18 protein-coding genes are annotated in these 16,314 nt (G+C 62.9%); 8 read left to right on the forward strand and 10 right to left on the reverse strand.

Translation table 11 applies throughout. The features are described 5' to 3' along the window. Nucleotides 1-11: 11 nt before the first annotated feature. The 3 genes from LB569_RS05185 to LB569_RS05195 all read right to left on the reverse strand — a co-directional run bounded on the left by LB569_RS05185 (nt 12) and on the right by LB569_RS05195 (nt 3,468). A complete protein-coding gene (locus LB569_RS05185) occupies nt 12-1,583 on the reverse strand; it encodes a substrate-binding domain-containing protein (RefSeq protein WP_224691365.1) in 1,572 nt (523 codons plus the stop codon). An 11-nt stretch (nt 1,584-1,594) separates the two neighbouring features. Beyond that, nucleotides 1,595-2,674 carry a toxic anion resistance protein gene (locus LB569_RS05190; protein ID WP_224691366.1) on the reverse strand — a complete coding sequence of 360 codons (1,080 nt, stop codon included), beginning with the start codon at nt 2,672-2,674 and terminating at the stop codon, nt 1,595-1,597. 113 nt (nt 2,675-2,787) lie between these two features. Continuing rightward, nucleotides 2,788-3,468: an alpha/beta hydrolase gene (locus LB569_RS05195; protein WP_224691367.1), complete on the reverse strand. Its 681-nt coding sequence runs from the start codon at nt 3,466-3,468 to the stop codon at nt 2,788-2,790. Nucleotides 3,469-3,669: 201 nt separating this feature from the next. Between LB569_RS05195 and LB569_RS05200 the strand changes: the two genes are divergently transcribed. Further along, nucleotides 3,670-4,869 (forward strand): OpgC family protein, encoded by a 1,200-nt coding sequence (locus LB569_RS05200; protein WP_224691368.1) that lies wholly within the window; start codon nt 3,670-3,672, stop codon nt 4,867-4,869. Between the two features lie 19 nt (nt 4,870-4,888). Here the strand turns inward: LB569_RS05200 and LB569_RS05205 are convergent, their stop codons facing one another. Further along, a complete protein-coding gene (locus LB569_RS05205) occupies nt 4,889-5,965 on the reverse strand; it encodes a substrate-binding domain-containing protein (protein WP_224691369.1) in 1,077 nt (358 codons plus the stop codon). A gap of 162 nt (nt 5,966-6,127) precedes the next feature. Here LB569_RS05205 and LB569_RS05210 point away from each other — a divergent pair, with 162 nt between their 5' ends. Both LB569_RS05210 and LB569_RS05215 read left to right on the forward strand, forming a co-directional pair. Then, nucleotides 6,128-6,271 carry a hypothetical protein gene (locus LB569_RS05210; RefSeq protein WP_181173713.1) on the forward strand — a complete coding sequence of 48 codons (144 nt, stop codon included), beginning with the start codon at nt 6,128-6,130 and terminating at the stop codon, nt 6,269-6,271. Nucleotides 6,272-6,328: 57 nt separating this feature from the next. Further along, on the forward strand, nt 6,329-6,478 hold the full coding sequence (locus LB569_RS05215; protein WP_181173712.1) for a hypothetical protein: 150 nt from the start codon (nt 6,329-6,331) through the stop codon (nt 6,476-6,478). A gap of 13 nt (nt 6,479-6,491) precedes the next feature. Here the strand turns inward: LB569_RS05215 and LB569_RS05220 are convergent, their stop codons facing one another. Both LB569_RS05220 and LB569_RS05225 read right to left on the reverse strand, forming a co-directional pair. Then, nucleotides 6,492-6,857, reverse strand: a complete 366-nt coding sequence (locus LB569_RS05220) for a DUF423 domain-containing protein (RefSeq protein WP_181173727.1) — start codon at nt 6,855-6,857, stop codon at nt 6,492-6,494. Nucleotides 6,858-6,894: 37 nt separating this feature from the next. Next, complete coding sequence (locus LB569_RS05225) at nt 6,895-8,148, reverse strand: multidrug efflux MFS transporter (RefSeq protein ID WP_224691370.1); 1,254 nt, start codon at nt 8,146-8,148, stop codon at nt 6,895-6,897. 115 nt (nt 8,149-8,263) lie between these two features. On the opposite strand from LB569_RS05225, the gene LB569_RS05230 reads away from it, so the two are divergent. Both LB569_RS05230 and LB569_RS05235 read left to right on the forward strand, forming a co-directional pair. Then, the gene (locus tag LB569_RS05230; RefSeq protein WP_224691371.1) at nt 8,264-8,929 is read left to right on the forward strand and encodes a GntR family transcriptional regulator; all 666 of its coding nucleotides are present in this window, start codon (nt 8,264-8,266) and stop codon (nt 8,927-8,929) included. 120 nt (nt 8,930-9,049) lie between these two features. Then, nucleotides 9,050-9,283, forward strand: coding sequence for a DUF982 domain-containing protein (locus LB569_RS05235; RefSeq protein WP_246677546.1), 234 nt, complete (start codon nt 9,050-9,052; stop codon nt 9,281-9,283). Nucleotides 9,284-9,354: 71 nt separating this feature from the next. On the opposite strand, the gene LB569_RS05240 is transcribed toward LB569_RS05235, so the two are convergent. Further along, complete coding sequence (locus tag LB569_RS05240) at nt 9,355-9,501, reverse strand: hypothetical protein (protein ID WP_140706943.1); 147 nt, start codon at nt 9,499-9,501, stop codon at nt 9,355-9,357. 200 nt (nt 9,502-9,701) lie between these two features. Here LB569_RS05240 and LB569_RS05245 point away from each other — a divergent pair, with 200 nt between their 5' ends. Together LB569_RS05245 and LB569_RS05250 are read left to right on the forward strand one after the other, a co-directional pair. Beyond that, nucleotides 9,702-10,673: a glycosyl transferase family 90 gene (locus LB569_RS05245; RefSeq protein WP_224691372.1), complete on the forward strand. Its 972-nt coding sequence runs from the start codon at nt 9,702-9,704 to the stop codon at nt 10,671-10,673. 117 nt (nt 10,674-10,790) lie between these two features. After that, nucleotides 10,791-11,762, forward strand: coding sequence for a glycosyl transferase family 90 (locus LB569_RS05250; protein WP_224691373.1), 972 nt, complete (start codon nt 10,791-10,793; stop codon nt 11,760-11,762). A gap of 23 nt (nt 11,763-11,785) precedes the next feature. Here LB569_RS05250 and LB569_RS05255 read toward each other — a convergent pair whose 3' ends face one another. Next, a complete protein-coding gene (locus LB569_RS05255) occupies nt 11,786-12,829 on the reverse strand; it encodes an aldo/keto reductase (protein ID WP_224691374.1) in 1,044 nt (347 codons plus the stop codon). 279 nt (nt 12,830-13,108) lie between these two features. Between LB569_RS05255 and ppk2 the strand changes: the two genes are divergently transcribed. Further along, complete coding sequence (ppk2, locus tag LB569_RS05260; RefSeq protein ID WP_140706935.1) at nt 13,109-14,029, forward strand: polyphosphate kinase 2; 921 nt, start codon at nt 13,109-13,111, stop codon at nt 14,027-14,029. Between the two features lie 223 nt (nt 14,030-14,252). Here ppk2 and LB569_RS05265 read toward each other — a convergent pair whose 3' ends face one another. Beyond that, entirely contained in the window at nt 14,253-14,897 is a 645-nt protein-coding gene (locus LB569_RS05265; RefSeq protein ID WP_224691375.1) for a dihydrofolate reductase family protein, read from the reverse strand. A 380-nt stretch (nt 14,898-15,277) separates the two neighbouring features. Then, a complete protein-coding gene (gene hemB, locus LB569_RS05270; RefSeq protein WP_140706931.1) occupies nt 15,278-16,309 on the reverse strand; it encodes a porphobilinogen synthase in 1,032 nt (343 codons plus the stop codon). Nucleotides 16,310-16,314 lie beyond the last annotated feature (5 nt).

The following is a 16,314-nucleotide window of genomic DNA, read 5'->3' on the forward strand; positions in this document are numbered from 1 at the left end:
CCCGGCAGGCTCTAATTGTAGCCGCGCGCGGCGCGGAAGGCGCCGGCCAGATCGCCGCTGCCGTCGAAGACGCGCGCCGACGTTGCCTTGGCGAGGCTGTCGAGCTGGCTCTTGTCGGCGTCGCCGAAGGTGACGCCGAAGACCGGCACGCGCACAGGGGCGCTGCGCCAGTGAGTGAGAAACAGGTCCGCACCTCCGTCCGTGCGGCCATCGGTCATGATGACGATGGCCGGCAGGTATTTCGAAAGGTCCGCCGTGGCCACGATCTTCCGCAGCGCCTGGTCGGCGCAGGCGTACATGTCGGTGCCGCCGCCGGCGCGCTGCTGGGCAACGTCCGCCAGCAGTTCGCTCTGGCCCGCCGCGTCGCCGCTCGCCTCGAACGTGTCGCGCACGACGGCGTCGAAAGGCAACACGAAGATGCGGTCGGACGGCGTCCACTGCACCAGAACCTCGCTCGCCTTCTCCGGCGTGAACAGGAATTGCGCGGCCGCCTGCAACTGTTTCTCGCCCTGGTCTTCCATCGAGCCGGAAAAATCGAAGCACAGCGCCGTCAGCGAAGGCTTGCGCAAGGCCTCCTGGTAAAGATCGAGCGCCTTGCGGATCACGGCCGGCTCCGGCATGCGGATCGACGTCACCAGCTTGCCGGGATCGAAGTTCCAATCCGGCTCGGCGGCGGCCTGGGTGGCCGCGCCGCCGAGCGGCAGCCGCCGGCCGGTGTCGGCGATGCGTTTGCGCACTGCGTCCGATTGCAGGTAGGCGAGCAGATCGGTGAAGAATTTCTCGATATCGGCTCCGCGCCCGTGGTCGATGAAACCGAGCGGCGAGTCGCCGACAGCGACGCCGTCGGCCGGATAGATGGCATAGAGCGGCTCCTTGCCCATCTGCTTCAGTTTGTCGTTGGTCTCCTTCAGCGTCGCCTCGTAGTTCCACATCGCATCGTAGACGGTGCCCTTGCCGGCGCTGTCGACATAGAGGTCGGCGAGCCAGCCCGACGAACCGGACGAACGCTCGACGCCCTGCAGCAGGGCACTGACGGTATCGTGCACGGCGGAATTGTCGAGGTCGCCCGGCTCGATCACCTCCTTGCCGCCAAGCGCGCTCGACAGCATTGCGAGGTAGGCGCTGGCGCCGGAATTGGACTGCGTCGCCGACGTCATCAGGAATTTGAGCTTGCCGTCCTTCACGGCGGCCAGGATGTCCTTCATGAACACCGGCTTGCCGACCCAGCCCAGTTCGGCGGCCCTGGATTTGCGCACGCCCAGAATGACCGGCATCTGCGCGATCGAGGTCAGGTTGCGCACCTTGCGGCCGCTGTCGAACAGATCGACCCAGACGCTGGAGGCCGGCCAAACCGCGTCCTGGTCGAGGCCGCCAGGTTTCTGCAGGCCAAGCCCGATATCGAGCGAGCCTTGATAGGAAATGGTGCAGGTCGCCCCTTGCTTGGCGCAGAATTCCTGCACGATCGGCTCCAGCACCGTGTTTTCCGAACCGGAGACGATCGAGAATTTGACATGGCTCGCATTGCAGGCCGCCAGCAGCACCGCGACGGCGAGCAGGAGAACGGACGTCAGCGTCTTCGGCATGGCGGTTCCGATCAGGCCTGGGTCAGCGCTTTCTTCAAGTCGATCGTCATCTGGTCCATCTGCTTTTCGGCGTCGGCCCGCTTCTGGCGGCCCTCCTGCTGGACCTTCAGCACGCCTTGCACCGTGTCGATGAGGTCGCGATTGGCCTGTGCCAGCGTTTCGACGTCGACGATGCCGCGCTGCGCCTGTTCCTCGACCGAGATGGCCTGATCCTTCATCATTTTCGACGTCTGGCGGATCATCTCGTTGGTGGCGTCGGTCACCGTCTTTTGCAATTCGAGCGCCGACTTCTGGTTGGTCAGGCCAAGCAGGATGACCATCTTCTGCTTCCAGGCGGGCACGGTCAGCGCCGATGTCGCCTGCAGGTTCTCGATCAGCGTCTCGTCGCCGGACTGCACGATGCGGATCTGCGGCAATTGCTGGATGCCGAGCTGACGCGCCTGCACCAGGTAGAAGATGCGTTTTTCCAGCCGGTCGAGCGCCTGCACGGCGTCCTGATAGGTTTGTGCCTCCAGCGTGCCTCCGGTGTCGCCGCTAGCCGAATCCGCCGCGGCCTTCAGCTTCGGCAACTCGTTGGCGCGGTAGTCGTCGACGAATTTCTTGCCGGCCTGCACATAGGCGTCGAGCTTGAGGATGGACCCCTTGGTCTGCTCATGCAGGTCGTCGAGCACGGCTATGTCGCGCCGCAGCGTGTCCTTGTGACGGTCGAGTTCGAGGCCGATGCGGTCGATCTGTCCCGCCACGTCCTCGTACTTCTCCTTGAAGCGCTCGAGCCGTGCCTTGAACGAGGAAAACAGGCCGCTGAGAAAACCCTGGTCCTTCAGCGAGGCCGGATCGAGATTCTTGGCCTTCATGATGATGTCGGTCAGGAGATCGCCGGTGTCGCCGAGGTCGCGGTTGCGCAACTGGGACAATATCTTGTCGGCATAGTCGCTGACCGCCTGCTGGGCCCGGTCGCCGAAGACCGAGATGGCGGCGCGGTCGCGCACGTCGATCGTGTCTTCAATTCGGGCGATTTCGGCGGGACTGGCCACGATTGCAGGCAATTGCGACGTATCGTCGAGCAGAGTGACGCTGTTCTTGTCGGTCATGCGGACCTCCCCTCAGTGAACAGCATCTCGATAGCCAGTATGTAACAGAGGTATGTCGCCGCTGTGGACAATGGAAGATGGGGGCCGCCAGGGCGGTAAATAAATGCTATTTTTCAGGCCGTGGGTTCCACGGGCCCTTTCTCGGCCGCGGATCCGCCCAGCCATTGCCCGACGATCGCCGCGTCCGGGTCTCCGATTTCATGGCCCGATGGAACGATGCGGGCGTCGATCTCGCTACCGTGCCGGCTGAGCAGCGTCACCAGCGCCGGCGCGAAAGGCCCATAGGTCTCGTCGGCGGCTCCAGCAATGATGAGCGTCCGTGTTCCCGCAAGGTCCGTCGAAGGCACTTGGTCGAGCACCGGCATGGGCCTCAGCAGCACCGCCCTGCGGACGATGCCGGGATGGAGCAGCATCAGGCTCGAAACCAGATTGGCGCCGTTCGAATAGCCAAGGAATGTCGCGCGATCGAGATCAAGCCCATGGCGCGCGGCGGCATCCCTTGCGAATGCCGCGAAGGCGGCGGTTTCGGCACGGATGCTGTCTTGATCGAAACGCGTCGGCGTGATTCGCTCGAACCAGCGAAAACCCTCCTCCTGGGGTACACGACCACGCACCGCGACCAGCAACGCGTCGCGTGCCATGCGCCTCGCCAGCTCCATCATGCTTGTCTCGTCGACGCCCGATCCATGCAGCACGAACAGGCAATCCCGGCTCTTTTCGCCGGTGCCGAGGACACGATAGGGAAAGGCCAGATCCAGCGTCAGCGCGCCGTTTTCGGCATTGTCGCCAATCATCTCGGATCCCTTTGATTATATGAGGTTTCGCTGAATTTGCCGGCTTCAAAACGCAATATTTTCTTGCTCCGCGAAAGTTGATTGAACCAGGCGCATTCCAGCCCGTTTCTGCGCCGATATACTCCCTGTGGGAGGAATCGAAGCGGTGCGTCGGGGGTCGCATTGCTGGACATGAACAACCAGCTTTGAGGCCTTTTGTCGATGACCACCCCTGTTTTGCCGGATCGCAATTTGCGTGTCCCCGAACGCGACACGCGTATCGATGTACTGCGCGCCTTGGCGCTGCTCACCATCTTCATCGACCATGTGCCGGGCACGGCTTTCGAGACGCTGACCTACAAGAATTTCGGCTTCTCGGACGCGGCCGAGGCCTTCGTGCTGATATCCGGCATCTCGGTCGCGCTCGCCTACGGCACCAAGTTCAGACCGGGTGGCCGGCTTCTGGCGACCCTGAAGATGTGGCGGCGGGCCGGTGTGCTCTACGTTGCCCATATCGTCACGACGATGGTGGTGATGGCGCTGTTCTGCGCCGTGGCGGTGTTTGCCAGGCGGTCGGAACTGCTGACGCTGATCAACATCGAACCGCTGATGAAGAACACGCCGCAGGTGCTGGTCGGCATCGTCACGCTCGGCCACCAGCTCGGCTACAACAACATCCTGCCGGTCTATGCGGCGCTGCTTTTGATGGCGCCGGCCTTCGTCCTGTTCGTCAGCTACAGGCCTGTCGCGGCGCTTGTCGCGTCCGGTGCGTTGTGGCTCGTCGCCGGCATCTGGCAGATCGCGCCGCCCAATTATCCCGAGCCCGGCTTCTGGTTCCTCAACCCGCTGTCCTGGCAGTTCCTGTTCAACATCGGCCTTGCCGCCATGCTGCATGTCAGGCGCGGCGGTGTCATTCCCGTCAACCGCTGGCTGGTCGGCGCGGCCGCGGCCTATGTGCTGGCGGCGCTGGTATGGGTGCATAGCCCGCTCTGGGGCCAGATAACCTGGTTCAACCTGCCGGTGGTGATCGGCGGCTTCGACAAGACTTTCCTGTCGCTGCCGCGGCTGTTGCACATCCTGGCGGTCAGCTATCTCGTCGTCGCCCTGCCGGCGCTCTCCGGCCTGTTCCGCACCAGCCCCGACCATCCGCTGGCGATACTGGGCAAACGATCGCTGCCGGTGTTCATCGCCGGCACGGTGATCGCCATGGTCGCGCAGGTGATGAGGCTGATCAATCCGGGCGGGTTCGTCTATGACAGCCTGCTGATATCGGCCGGCATCGCCATGCAGTTCGCGCTCGCCTTTTATCTCGAATGGCTGTCGACCATCGGCGGCTCGGGCAAGGCCCACACGACGCAAAAGGATCCGGCACCGGTTCGTGCGCCTTTCAGCCTCTCCGCGGTGGCAAGAGCCAATCGATAGCGGTTCGGGGCCGTGCGGTTCAGCGGCGGGGAGGGGCCGACGAGGCCCGCACGATCAGTTCGACCGGCAGTTGGTGCCGACTGACCGGCCCGTCGCTCTCCAGGATCGCCTTGACTGCGAGGCGGCCCATCTCGGCGATCGGCTGGGCGATCGTGGTCAAAGGCGGCTCGGACACCGCTGCTTCGGGAACACCGTCGAACCCGACCACCGAAACATCGTTGGGCACGTTGAGCCCGCGTGCGTTCAGCCATTCGAGCGCCACCAGGGCCATCCTGTCCGACATGGCCAGGATGGCGGTCGGCGGCGCGTCGGCGGCGAAGATGGTTTCGAGCCCAGCCTTCGTGCTGGCGACGTCGTTGGCGGTTTCATAGACGGGCACTTTGGATGCCTCCACGCCTACCCTGGAAAGCTCCTGGAGATAGCCGGTGAGGCGGTCGCGGGTTCCCGCATAGGCCGCGACCCGAATCTGCTCGGCTGACACGAGACCTGTTCTGCCGTCTGCGAAAGGCAGGGCCAGAACAGCGAATCGACGATGTCCTAGATCGGTGAGATGGCGCGCCGCCCTGCCGGCGCCGGCGATGTTGTCGACGCCGATCGCCGCGACCGAGCCGTCCTCGGAGTCGAGGTCGAGCGCGACAAAGGGCAGTCTGCGCTCCCGTGCCAACTCCACCAGGCGCGAGCCGCCTTCGATGCAGAAGACGATGAAGCCGTCGACCAGCGCGCTTTGGATGTTCCAGGCAAGCTGCTCGTTGTTGGCGGCCGAGACCAGGGAGATCCCGGCTCCCGTCGCATCGCAGGCCCGCGAGATGCCCGCCATCATGACGCGCGCGAACGGATCCTCGAAGAAATAGGAGAGGGGCTCGGCGGTGGCAACGCCGATGGCGTTGACCTTGCCGGCCCGCAGCAGCCGGCCCTTTGGATCGGGCCCGCCATAACCCATGGCCTCGGCGGCCGCGCGAACCCGTTCGCGGACTTCCTCGCGCACGATCTCCGGGCGGCTGAAGACATTGGAGGCCGTGCCGTGCGAAACACCGGCGGCCTTGGCGATGTCGGCCAGCCGGACGGGTCGTCGATTGCCTGCGGTGAGTGACGCCATTTGCGCGTGCCTCCTGACATGCATGTAGCACGTTCCCGGGCCGCATCTAGCACTTTCGTTGGATCGATTCAAATTTTGCTTGACCGGCGATGGTACTAGCTTTATGTTTGAATCGATCCAATTCGTGTTTGTGCTGCTGATTGATCAAAAGGAGGAGCCGCCATGCATCCCGTCAACTATCTGTTCGATGACATCTATCGCAACGTCTGGAACATCGGGCCGTTCGCCAACAAAGCGAGAGGGCGTGGTGAGGCGGGTCCATGGATTCGCGACCTCCGCTTTCTGGTGGAGCGCAAGCGGAGCTGATCAGTCGGCTCTTTTCGCGCGTTTTATTGAATCGATTCAAGAGAAGGAGCATGAGTCATGCATCCCATCAACCATCTGTTCGAGGACATCTATCGCAACTATTGGGGCATCGCGCCGGCCACCGAGCGGCCGGAGGCGCGGCGCCGGACAAAACCCGCCGCACGCAGCCGCGTCCTTTGGGTCCGTTCGGAACGCCGCCAGGATTGAGCCTTCCGGGCGTTTAGGCGCGTGGATGCGCAATAGCGGAGATTGCTATCGCCAGCCAGCCTGCGATGAGCAGGGTGCCGCCGATTGGCGCCGACATCGGAAACAGTCGTGATCCCCAGAAATCGCGGGCGAGGAGATCGCCCGCGAAGAGCAGCAGCCCGGCGAGCAGAATCAGGCTTGCGATGCGCAGCCAGCGGTTTGCACCGGCAAGGCCAATGGCGAGAAACACCGGTGCATGCATCAGGAGGAACGACGCGGCCGTGCCGGTGAAAGCGCCGCCGCGATGCGCGGCCGCCGCAGAAAGCGCCACGCCCGCCGCGCCGACGAGACCGCCGGCAAGCACGAGGAGGCGGCTGCCGTTTGTATCAGCGAGGTTCATGATAGGCATGTTCCTTCCTTGGTAGGTCAGTCAAGCCTCAAGGCTTGCCCGCTTCCAGCGCCATATGCCGTGTCCGCCGCGACTGGACAATCCAGTTGTAGACGGCACCGCCCGCCATCAGCACCGACGTGCCGAGAAACACCGCCGGCATGCCGAAATGGCCGCCGACAAAACCGCCGGACAGCGGCCCCGCGACCTGCCCGACATACTGCGCCGAGATCGCCAGGCCAAGCACGTTGCCGCCGGCGCCGTCGGGGATGTTGTGCCTGATGACGCTGGTGATGCAAGGCAGCAGGCCGCCCAAGGCAAGGCCCATCAGGAAACGCAGGCCGATAAGCTGCCAGCTATTGGTCACAAAAGCCTGGGGGATGAGCAGCAGTGCCGAGGCGGCCAAGGCTCCCACGACAACATTCCAGTGCCCGACCCGGTCCGCGAGCTTGCCGAGCCAGGACGCCGACAGGATGGTGCCCAGCGCGGCCGCCGACATCACCACGCCGGCGACGAGCGTCACCCGGCTCTGGTCCTCGATCAGCTGCTGCACATAGACGGTGATGATCGGCTCGATCGACATTGTGGCGAAGGCGAGCAGCATCCCCGTCACCAGCATGGCCACGACAGGGCGCTTGTCGGGAATTTGCGACCAGCCGCTCTTCGGCTTCGCTGTTGAGGCCGTCCTGGCTGCGTGCGGGCGCGGGTTCTCCTTGATGAGGAAGGTCGTCGCCAGGAAGGCGAGGAAGATCACCCCGCCCGACAACAGAAAGGTGGCGCGAATACCGATCACCGGGGGCAGCGCGCCGCCGAGCAGGGGACCGACCAGCGAGCCCGCCGTAATGCCTGCGGACAGGACGCCGAGCGCCCAGCCGGAGCGCTCCTTCGGCGTCTGCATGGCCACCAGTATGGTCGAGCCGGAGGAATAGCCGCCGGCAAAGCCGATCAGCAGCCGCAGCAGCACCAACTGCCAGACGGTCTCGACCATGCCCGTCAGCGACATGCAGATCGCCATGCCGAAGGAAGCGCGCACCAGCATCACCTTGCGCCCGTAGCGGTCGCCCAGGCGTCCCCACAGCGGCGCGACCATTGCGGCGGCGAAGAAGGTAGCGCCATAAGCGATGCCGGACCACTGCACGATGGCCGCATGACCCTGTGCGCCGAGCTGTTCGACATAGAGCGGCAGGAAGGGCAGGAGCAGGGTCATGGCGATGAGCGTGCTGAACGAACCCGCGAAACAGACGGCGAGATTGCGACGCCAATGGATGTTGTAGCCGCCTTGCCCTGTGTCTTCCTGTGCCATGTCCTGCCTGCCCGGTATCGGTGCTTGTTGCGGATACCATTTTGGGATACCAAACTGGTATCCGTCATGAACTTCAAGCCGGCCGCTGTCAATGCGGCTTCGAAAAGGATGTGCGATGTCGCAGATGCAGAATGTCGAACGGCAGCTTCGCGAGATGATCCTGGGGCTCGAGATCGGTCCAGGCGAAAAACTGACCGAACGCTGGATCGAAGGCCAGTTCGGCGCCTCACGCACGCCGGTCAGGGCGGCATTGCTGCGGCTGGAGACCGAGGGGCTTGTCGGCAGGGACGGGCGCGGCTGGACGGTGTCGCCCATCAACCTCGCCGAACTCGAGCAGATCGCCGTCTATCGCGAAGCGGTCGAAGTCGCGGCGCTGCGGCTGACATGCAAGCAAGCCGAGAAGGGTGCCATCGATGTCATCGAGGCGATGCTCGATGCCTGCGACGAAAACACCGCGCGGGAGGAATGGCATCGTGTCGGCATGGATTTTCACATCGAGTTGGCGCGCCTCTCCGGCAATGAATTCCTGTTCCGGGCGGTTCGTGATGCCATGACTCGCCTATCGCGCGCGCGCTGGCTGGAGGTGCGTGACGAAACGGCCCTTGGCCGTGCCTGGCTGGAACATCGCGCCATCCTTGCCGCCACGCGCCTTGGTGAGGGTGATGAAGCCGCGCGGCTGCTGTCGGCCCATATCGTCGGCAACCGCGACCGATTGGTGACGTCGCTCGCCAACGACCGACGTGGCCTTCGCGCCAGGGGATTTGCCGTCGTCGCCGCCTAGCGTGGCGGGGCGCTGGTTGGAAAAACAGGCGGCGTCTGAGGCGAGGCGCACTTTGGGCCTCGCTTCAAGCAAGCCGATGGCGTAAGAGCGGCGATGGAAAACAACCGGTTTGAAACACCCGTGACCGTCAAATCCGTCACGGCGGGAAGCACTCAGCTCTTGCGTACGGCAAGGGAGGCTTCCGACTACCTCCTCAACAACTGGCCCGGCAAGCGCAGCGCCAAGCATCGCGCGGCGCTGCAGGCTTGCCACGACGCGCTTGCCGGCGACAAGCCGGCGATGAATGCCCGACGCGCTTTCATCGCCGCGGCGAGGGAGGTGGATGTTTTCATCAGCGACAAGGCGCCAGCCTGACATAAGCCGGGCAATTTGGGGCTGGCCAATTTGGATTCGCGGTACGGCCCGCATTCGCGGGCCGTATGCCGTTACTCCTCGGTTTCGGTCTCGGTTTCGGCCTCGGGCTTCGTACGTTCGCGCGCGGCAACCTTGGCGGCCAGCTTTTCAGCCTTCTTGGCCGCTTTCTGGCGGTCGCGCTCCTTGCGTTCCTGATCGTAGTTTGGTGCTCGCGCCATATCGGCTCCTTTTGTCACTGCCTTGCGGCCCTGAGACCTGCCTAGGAGCATTAGCCGTCAAACACAACAGCCGAAGCGACAATGCGTGGGTGCCGGCCGTCGAAGAGATGCGGGGCTTGCCAGATGGGCGCCACAATGATGTAGGACAGGCGGGGCGGCAATGAATTGAGATCTGCTTTTTGTTTTTGTTCAAGTGACCGATGGCCACCATTTCGCGGACCGCAGCAAGAGTTTTCTACTATGCGAGAAACGTCGCGCGCGATATCGCCCCGCAAGTTCTGTTTCGCGCCAGGCTGGCTGGCCGTCTCGAAAGCGCCAGGCTTTCCGGCGAGGCGGCGCGTCGCAGGCTGAATTACTACAACAAGCTGCAAGACGGCTTCGCGCCTAGCGCCAATGCCAAGCGCATCAGCAAGCTGCCTTTCACGCCGACCATGTACTATTACGACCTGAAGGAATTCGCCCGCTACTTCGATCCCGGATTGCTCATCGACCTGGAATTCGGCGACGTCGCGAACGTGCCGAAGGTGCCCACGATCGTCAAGGACAGGCCAATCCGCGAGGGCGACCAGAACGCGGTCATCATGAAGCTCGACAAGTTTCGTCACTTCCAGATGCCGGCTGATGCCCTCTCGTTCGCCGACAAGCTGCCGACCGTGGTCTGGCGCGGCGATCTCAACAATCCGATCAGGACAAGATTCCTCGAGGCCGTGCGCGACCTGCCGTTCTGTGACGCAGGCTCGCACAAGCCGAACGCCCCGGCGGAATACGCCAAGCCTTTTCTCAGCATCCGCCAGCACCAGCGCTACCGTTACATCGTCTCGCTCGAGGGCAATGACGTGGCGACCAATCTCAAATGGATCATGAATTCGAAGTCGCTTTGCATGATGCCGCCGCCGACTTACGAGACCTGGTTCGCGGAACGGCAGCTCGAAGCCAATGTCCACTATGTGCCGCTCGAAGCGAATTTCTCGGACATCGCGGACCATGTGGCCTATTTCGAGCGGAATCCAGGGAGTGCGGAGCGCATCATCGCGGCCGCGAACGCCTATTGCCGGACGTTCGACGACGAGCGGACCGAACAGGCGATCTCCCTGCTGGTGCTGTATAAATACTTCGTGCTCTCGGGCCAGATCAAACCTGATCCCGAGGTGTGGCGCTATATAACGGGCTAGGTGCGGGGCGCGCCGTTCGGACACTGCCGGAATGCGTGGCCCAATGGCGCGCAACCATGCCGCGGGAACCATCCCGCTGTTGTCTGTTCAGCGGCGCTTGTTTTGGGCAGGAGAACGATGGCCACCATACAACGAACGACGGCAAGGGTTTTCTACTATGCGCGCAACGTCATGCGCGACATGGCACCCCAGGCGATCTTCCGACGGCGGTTGGCGGGTCGCCTCGAACAGGCCAGGCTCTCGGATGAGGCCGTGCGCCGTCGCCTGAATGACTACAACAAGCTGCGGGACGCTTTTACGCCGGGGCCTGATGCGGTGCGCATCGACAAGATACCGTTTGAACCGACCATGTACTATTACGACCTGAAGGAATTTGCCCGCTACTTCGATCCGTCATTGCTCGTCGACCTGAAGTTCGGCGACGTCAAAGGCGTGCCCAAGCTGCCGACGCTCGTCAAGGATCGGCCGATCCACGCCGACAACGGCAACGCCGTCATCATGAAATTCAACAAGTTCCGCCACTTCCACATGCCGGTCGACGCTGTCGCCTTCGCCGACAAACGCCCGGCGGTGGTCTGGCGCGGCGACCTCAACAATCCCATCAGGACACGGTTCCTGGATGCCACGCGCGACTTGCCGTTCTGCGACGTCGGCTCGCACAAGCGCAGTGCACCGGCCAAGTACAGCAAGCCCTTCCTCAGCATCAGCCAGCATCTGCGCTATCGCTACATCGTCTCGTTGGAGGGCAATGACGTGGCGACCAACCTCAAATGGATCATGAACTCCAACTCGCTCTGTCTGATGCCGCCGCCGACCTACGAGACATGGTTTGGCGAGAGCCAGCTCGAGGCCGGCGTCCACTATGTGGCGCTCGACCCCGATTTTGCCGATCTCGGCGAAAAAGTGCGATATTTCGAAGCGCACCCGGCCGCGGCCGAGCGCATCATCGCGGCGGCCAATGCTTATTGCCGCAAATTCTTCAACGAACGGGACGAGCAGGCGATCTCCCTACTCGTCCTCTACAAATATTTCGTGCTCGGCGGCCAGATCGAACCCGATCTCGAGGTCTGGCGGTTCATCGAGAACTAGCTCTCGCTTCGGCCTGACGCTGGTCAGATATCGCTGCGGTCGAGAACAAGGTCGGCGAGGCCGAAGCGGTCCTTTGCCGTCAGTTGCTGGTGCCAGTAGGGGTAGAGCAGGGGTGGCCGGCTGACGGCGTCGAGACGCTGGCGTTCCTCGGTTCCGAGCTCCAGGGCGGCCGCCGCGAGATTGTCCTTGAGCTGGACGTCGTTGCGAGCGCCGATCACCAGCGAGGAGACGGCGGGCCGGCCGAGCAGCCAGGCAAGCGCCACTTGCGCCGCCGATACGCCTCGGTCCTTGCCGATCTCGACCAGCACATCGACGATCCGCCACAGCCGGTCCTCGTCGCGGATCGGCGGCTCGGACCAGCCGGCAAGCTGGCGGGCGGTTGGACTGTCGCTGCGGTATTTGCCGGAAAGCAGGCCGCCGGCGAGTGGACTCCAGACCAGCACGCCCAGCCCCTGGTCAACCGAGATCGGCAGCAGTTCGTACTCGGCCTCGCGCGCTTCCAGCGTATAATGGATCTGCTGGGTGACGAAGCGTTGCTGGTGGCGGCTGTCGCTGATGGAAAGCGCCTTCATCACCTGCCAGCCGGAATAGTTGGAGCAGCCGATATAGCGCACCTTGCCCTGGCTGACCAAAGTGTCGAGCGCGGCAGCGGTTTCCTCGAGCGGGGTGAGGCCGTCCCACTGGTGGACGAAATAGATGTCGATGACATCGGTCTTCAGCCGCTTCAGGCTTCTCTCGCACTCGCGGATGATATGGTAACGCGACAGGCCCTCGTCGTTCGGACCCTTGCCGATGCGCATCCGCGCCTTGGACGCGATCAGCACATCGTTCTTGCGCTTGCCGCCGAGCGCCTCGCCGATGATCTCCTCGGACAGGCCGTTCGAATAGACGTTCGCGGTGTCGATGAGGTTGATGCCGGCGTCGATGCACATGTCGATCATCCGCTTCGCTTCGGCCAGATCGCTGTTGCCGACCGCGGCGAACGGTCCGGTGCCGCCGAAGGTCATGGTACCAAGCGTCAGTGTCGAAACCTTCAGGCCGGAACGGCCAAGGGTGCGGTATTCCATGTCAGTCCTCGCGATTGTGTTGAGTTGGGGCGCCGCGAAAGGGCGGCCCGCAATGTGACCGTGCATTTGTAGGACAATTCAGTCGGCTTGTCGCCAGGCATCGACGGTGGATCGATCATACATCGCGGAATCAGCAACGGCGGCAATAGCGCGTGGGCTGCAATAAAACCGTCACCGCCGGTCTATATTGAAGTCGGCTCAGGTGTTCCATTCCAGCCGCCGGCGGGCAATTTGGGGACGCCACAGGGAAACGACAGGCTTGCAAGCGGAGCAGTTGATATGACCGAGCTAAGACAGAATTCCCCTGCCAAGGACTGGCTTGAAGCCGAACTCGCCGACACGCTCGACGAAGATTATGAACTCGAAATGTCGGAACCGGCGCTGTCGCTGGAGATCGCCAAGATCTACAAGAACTCGCATCCGCCTTCGATCGATCGCATGCAATATTTTCGTGATCTGATCTCCTTGCAGTCCGAATTGATCAAGCTGCAATCCTGGGTCGCCTATCACAAGAAGAAACTGGTGGTGATTTTCGAGGGCCGCGATTCCGCCGGCAAGGGCGGTGTCATCAAGCGCATCACCCAGCGGCTCAATCCGCGTATCTGCCGCGTCGTCGCGTTGCCGGCACCGACCGAACGTGAGAAGTCGCAATGGTATTTCCAGCGCTACGTTCCGCATCTGCCGGCGGGCGGCGAGATCGTGCTGTTCGATCGCTCCTGGTATAACCGCTCCGGCGTCGAGCGGGTGATGGGCTTTGCCAGCCCCGATCAGGTCGAGGAGTTCTTCCACGACGTGCCGGAGTTCGAGCGCATGCTGGTGCGCTCCGGCGTCACCGTGGTCAAATACTGGTTCTCGATCACCGACGAGGAACAGCAGATGCGCTTCCTGATGCGCATCCACGACCCGATGAAGCAATGGAAACTGTCGCCCATGGACCTGCAGTCGCGCGTGCGTTGGGAACAGTACACCAAGGCCAAGGAAGAGACCTTCGCCCGCACCAACATCCCGGAGGCGCCCTGGTACATCGTCGAAGGCAACGACAAGAAACGGGCGCGGCTGAACTGCATCGATCATCTGCTCAAGCAGATGCCGTATGAAGAGGTGCCGCATGAGGAGATCACGCTGCCCGAGCGCGTCTTCAACCCGGAATATGAGCGCCAGGTCCTGCCCCGCGAACTCTACGTGCCGGAGAAATATTGAGAGGTTCCCTTCTCCCGTCACTATACGGAGAGAAGGTGCCGGCAGGCGGATGAGGGGCAGCGCTGACCTTCTACATTTGAACTCGGCCTGCGTGAAAACGTATTCTGGGCCATTTTTGTTATCGGTGGGGTGGTCGGGAAAGGCAATCTTCGACCGGCAGCGCCGCCCCTCATTGTCCTGCCGGACATTTCTCCCCGTATAGTGACGGGAGAAAGGGCTGTAATTAAGCCCGCTTGATAACCACGTGCGTGGCCAGCGCCGTTGCCACTTGCTCGGTGCACGCGTAGCCAAGCTTCAACATGTCGAGCCCGGCAAAAAGGTTCTCACCTTTGCCAAGCAGCACCGGGGAGATCGCCAGATGCATCTCGTCGATCAGCCTCTCCCGCAGGTACTGGCGGATGGTGTCGACACCGCCGCCCACCCGCACGTCCTTGTCGCCGGCCGCCGACCTTGCCTGCTCGAGCGCCGAATGGATGCCGTCGGTGACGAAATGAAAGGTGGTGCCGCCTTCCATGGTGATCGGCTCCCGCTTGTAGTGCGTCAGCACGAAAACCGGCACATGGTAGGGCGGGTTGTCGCCCCACCAGCCCTTCCACTTGTCGTCAGGCCATTCGCCCCGGATCGGCCCGAACATGTTGCGGCCCAGTATCCAGGCGCCGACATTCTCGAAGCTGCGCGCCGCGAAGTCTTCGTCGACGCCTGTGCCACCGCCATCCTCGCCGAACATCTTGCGGAAGGTGCGGGTGCCGAAAGCCCATTTGTGCAGGGCTTTTCCACCGACGCCGAGCGGATTCTCCAGGTCCTGATCGGGACCGGCGCCATAGCCGTCGAGAGACAGGCTGAAAGCGTTGACGCGAAGTTTGGACATGAGACCTCCTCCTAGAACCAGTTGTATTTTGCAAGTGGTTTCTTCTAGGCAAACTGATTTTGAATTGCAAGCGGTTTTTTGCCGAAAGGGTGTCCGAACCTCGCCGTCCGGTCAGGGCATCGCATGTCCGTTCCTCAGGTCACGGCGAAGTCCGCGTCCTGCATCAGCGGAGGCTTCGCCCGACGGTGAAACGGATCGGGTAATTATCCCACTGGAGGCATTGGCCAACCCTTTTGGGCGGGCGTTGGCTGCTGGCCGCCTTTGACTGCGCTTCAATCCTGCCGCAACAGCCGGTTTTTGTCAGCGGGAATTCGAAGGAGCCGGCGGCCGCTCGAAAGAGTGGTGACATCTCCTGAAAGGCAGTGCCCGGGAAGTCGGGGCTAGCCTTTCAGCATCACAGCCACTTCGGGCGCGAAATAGGTCAGGATGCCGTCGCAGCCGGCGCGCTTGAAGGCGAGCAACGATTCCAGCATCGCCTTCTCGCCATCGATCCAGCCATTGGCGCCGGCCGCCTTGATCATCGAATATTCGCCCGACACCTGGTAGGCGAAGGTCGGCATCTGGAATTCGTCCTTAAGCCGGCGGATGATGTCGAGATAGGGCAGGCCGGGCTTGACCATGAGCATGTCGGCGCCCTCGGCGATGTCCTGTTCGGCCTCGCGCACCGCCTCGTCCGAATTGGCGTGGTCGATATAATAGGTCTTCTTGTCACCCTTGAGCAGACCGGCCGTGCCGACCGCCTCGCGGTAGGGGCCGTAGAAGGCCGAAGCGAATTTGGTGGCGTAGGACATGATCGCCACGTCCTGAAAACCGTTGGCGTCGAGCGCGTCGCGGATGGCACCGATACGGCCGTCCATCATGTCCGAAGGCGCGATGATGTCGGCACCGGCCGCCGCCTGGATGACGGCAGCCGCGGCGACCTGCTCCACGGTTTCGTCATTGACGATGATGCCGTCACGCAGGATGCCGTCATGGCCATGGCTGGTGAACGGATCGAGCGCGGCATCGGTGATGATGCCGATCTCGGGCACCGCGTCCTTGATGGCGCGGGTGGCGCGGTTGATGATGTTTTGCGGGTCGAGGATGTGCGAGCCGGTCTGGTCGCGCAAGCCGAGTTCCACATTGGGAAAGGTGGCAAGGGCCGGAATGCCGAGCTTGGCCGCGCGTTCGGCCTCCTTGACGGCCAGGTCGACCGACAGGCGAAAGACGCCGGGCATTGCGGCGATCGGCTCGCGCACATCCTTGCCCTCGACGACGAAGATCGGCCAGATCAGGTCGTCGACCGAAAGCCTGTTCTCCTGCACCAGCCGGCGCGACCAGTCGGCCTTGCGCATGCGCCTGAGCCGCCGGCTGCCGGTAACGTCGTCGACGCTGCGCGCGCCGGCTGGCTTTGTCGGGGTGAATTTGTTCATGGCCA

It is taken from the genome of Mesorhizobium sp. BH1-1-4 (assembly GCF_020165665.1).
Taxonomy (GTDB): domain Bacteria; phylum Pseudomonadota; class Alphaproteobacteria; order Rhizobiales; family Rhizobiaceae; genus Mesorhizobium.

Bases quoted from the DNA above. Each gene is read 5' to 3' on its own strand.
- LB569_RS05210 (WP_181173713.1), top strand. From the start codon at position 6,128: ATGCATCCCGTCAACTATCTGTTCGATGACATCTATCGCAACGTCTGG.
- LB569_RS05195 (WP_224691367.1), bottom strand. From the start codon at position 3,468: ATGATTGGCGACAATGCCGAAAACGGCGCGCTGACGCTGGATCTGGCC.
- LB569_RS05265 (WP_224691375.1), bottom strand. From the start codon at position 14,897: ATGTCCAAACTTCGCGTCAACGCTTTCAGCCTGTCTCTCGACGGCTAT.
- hemB (WP_140706931.1), bottom strand. From the start codon at position 16,309: ATGAACAAATTCACCCCGACAAAGCCAGCCGGCGCGCGCAGCGTCGAC.
- LB569_RS05230 (WP_224691371.1), top strand. From the start codon at position 8,264: ATGTCGCAGATGCAGAATGTCGAACGGCAGCTTCGCGAGATGATCCTG.
- LB569_RS05255 (WP_224691374.1), bottom strand. From the start codon at position 12,829: ATGGAATACCGCACCCTTGGCCGTTCCGGCCTGAAGGTTTCGACACTG.
- LB569_RS05240 (WP_140706943.1), bottom strand. From the start codon at position 9,501: ATGGCGCGAGCACCAAACTACGATCAGGAACGCAAGGAGCGCGACCGC.
- LB569_RS05205 (WP_224691369.1), bottom strand. From the start codon at position 5,965: ATGGCGTCACTCACCGCAGGCAATCGACGACCCGTCCGGCTGGCCGAC.
- LB569_RS05200 (WP_224691368.1), top strand. From the start codon at position 3,670: ATGACCACCCCTGTTTTGCCGGATCGCAATTTGCGTGTCCCCGAACGC.
- ppk2 (WP_140706935.1), top strand. From the start codon at position 13,109: ATGACCGAGCTAAGACAGAATTCCCCTGCCAAGGACTGGCTTGAAGCC.
- LB569_RS05245 (WP_224691372.1), top strand. From the start codon at position 9,702: ATGGCCACCATTTCGCGGACCGCAGCAAGAGTTTTCTACTATGCGAGA.
- LB569_RS05185 (WP_224691365.1), bottom strand. From the start codon at position 1,583: ATGCCGAAGACGCTGACGTCCGTTCTCCTGCTCGCCGTCGCGGTGCTG.
- LB569_RS05215 (WP_181173712.1), top strand. From the start codon at position 6,329: ATGCATCCCATCAACCATCTGTTCGAGGACATCTATCGCAACTATTGG.
- LB569_RS05225 (WP_224691370.1), bottom strand. From the start codon at position 8,148: ATGGCACAGGAAGACACAGGGCAAGGCGGCTACAACATCCATTGGCGT.
- LB569_RS05190 (WP_224691366.1), bottom strand. From the start codon at position 2,674: ATGACCGACAAGAACAGCGTCACTCTGCTCGACGATACGTCGCAATTG.
- LB569_RS05250 (WP_224691373.1), top strand. From the start codon at position 10,791: ATGGCCACCATACAACGAACGACGGCAAGGGTTTTCTACTATGCGCGC.
- LB569_RS05220 (WP_181173727.1), bottom strand. From the start codon at position 6,857: ATGAACCTCGCTGATACAAACGGCAGCCGCCTCCTCGTGCTTGCCGGC.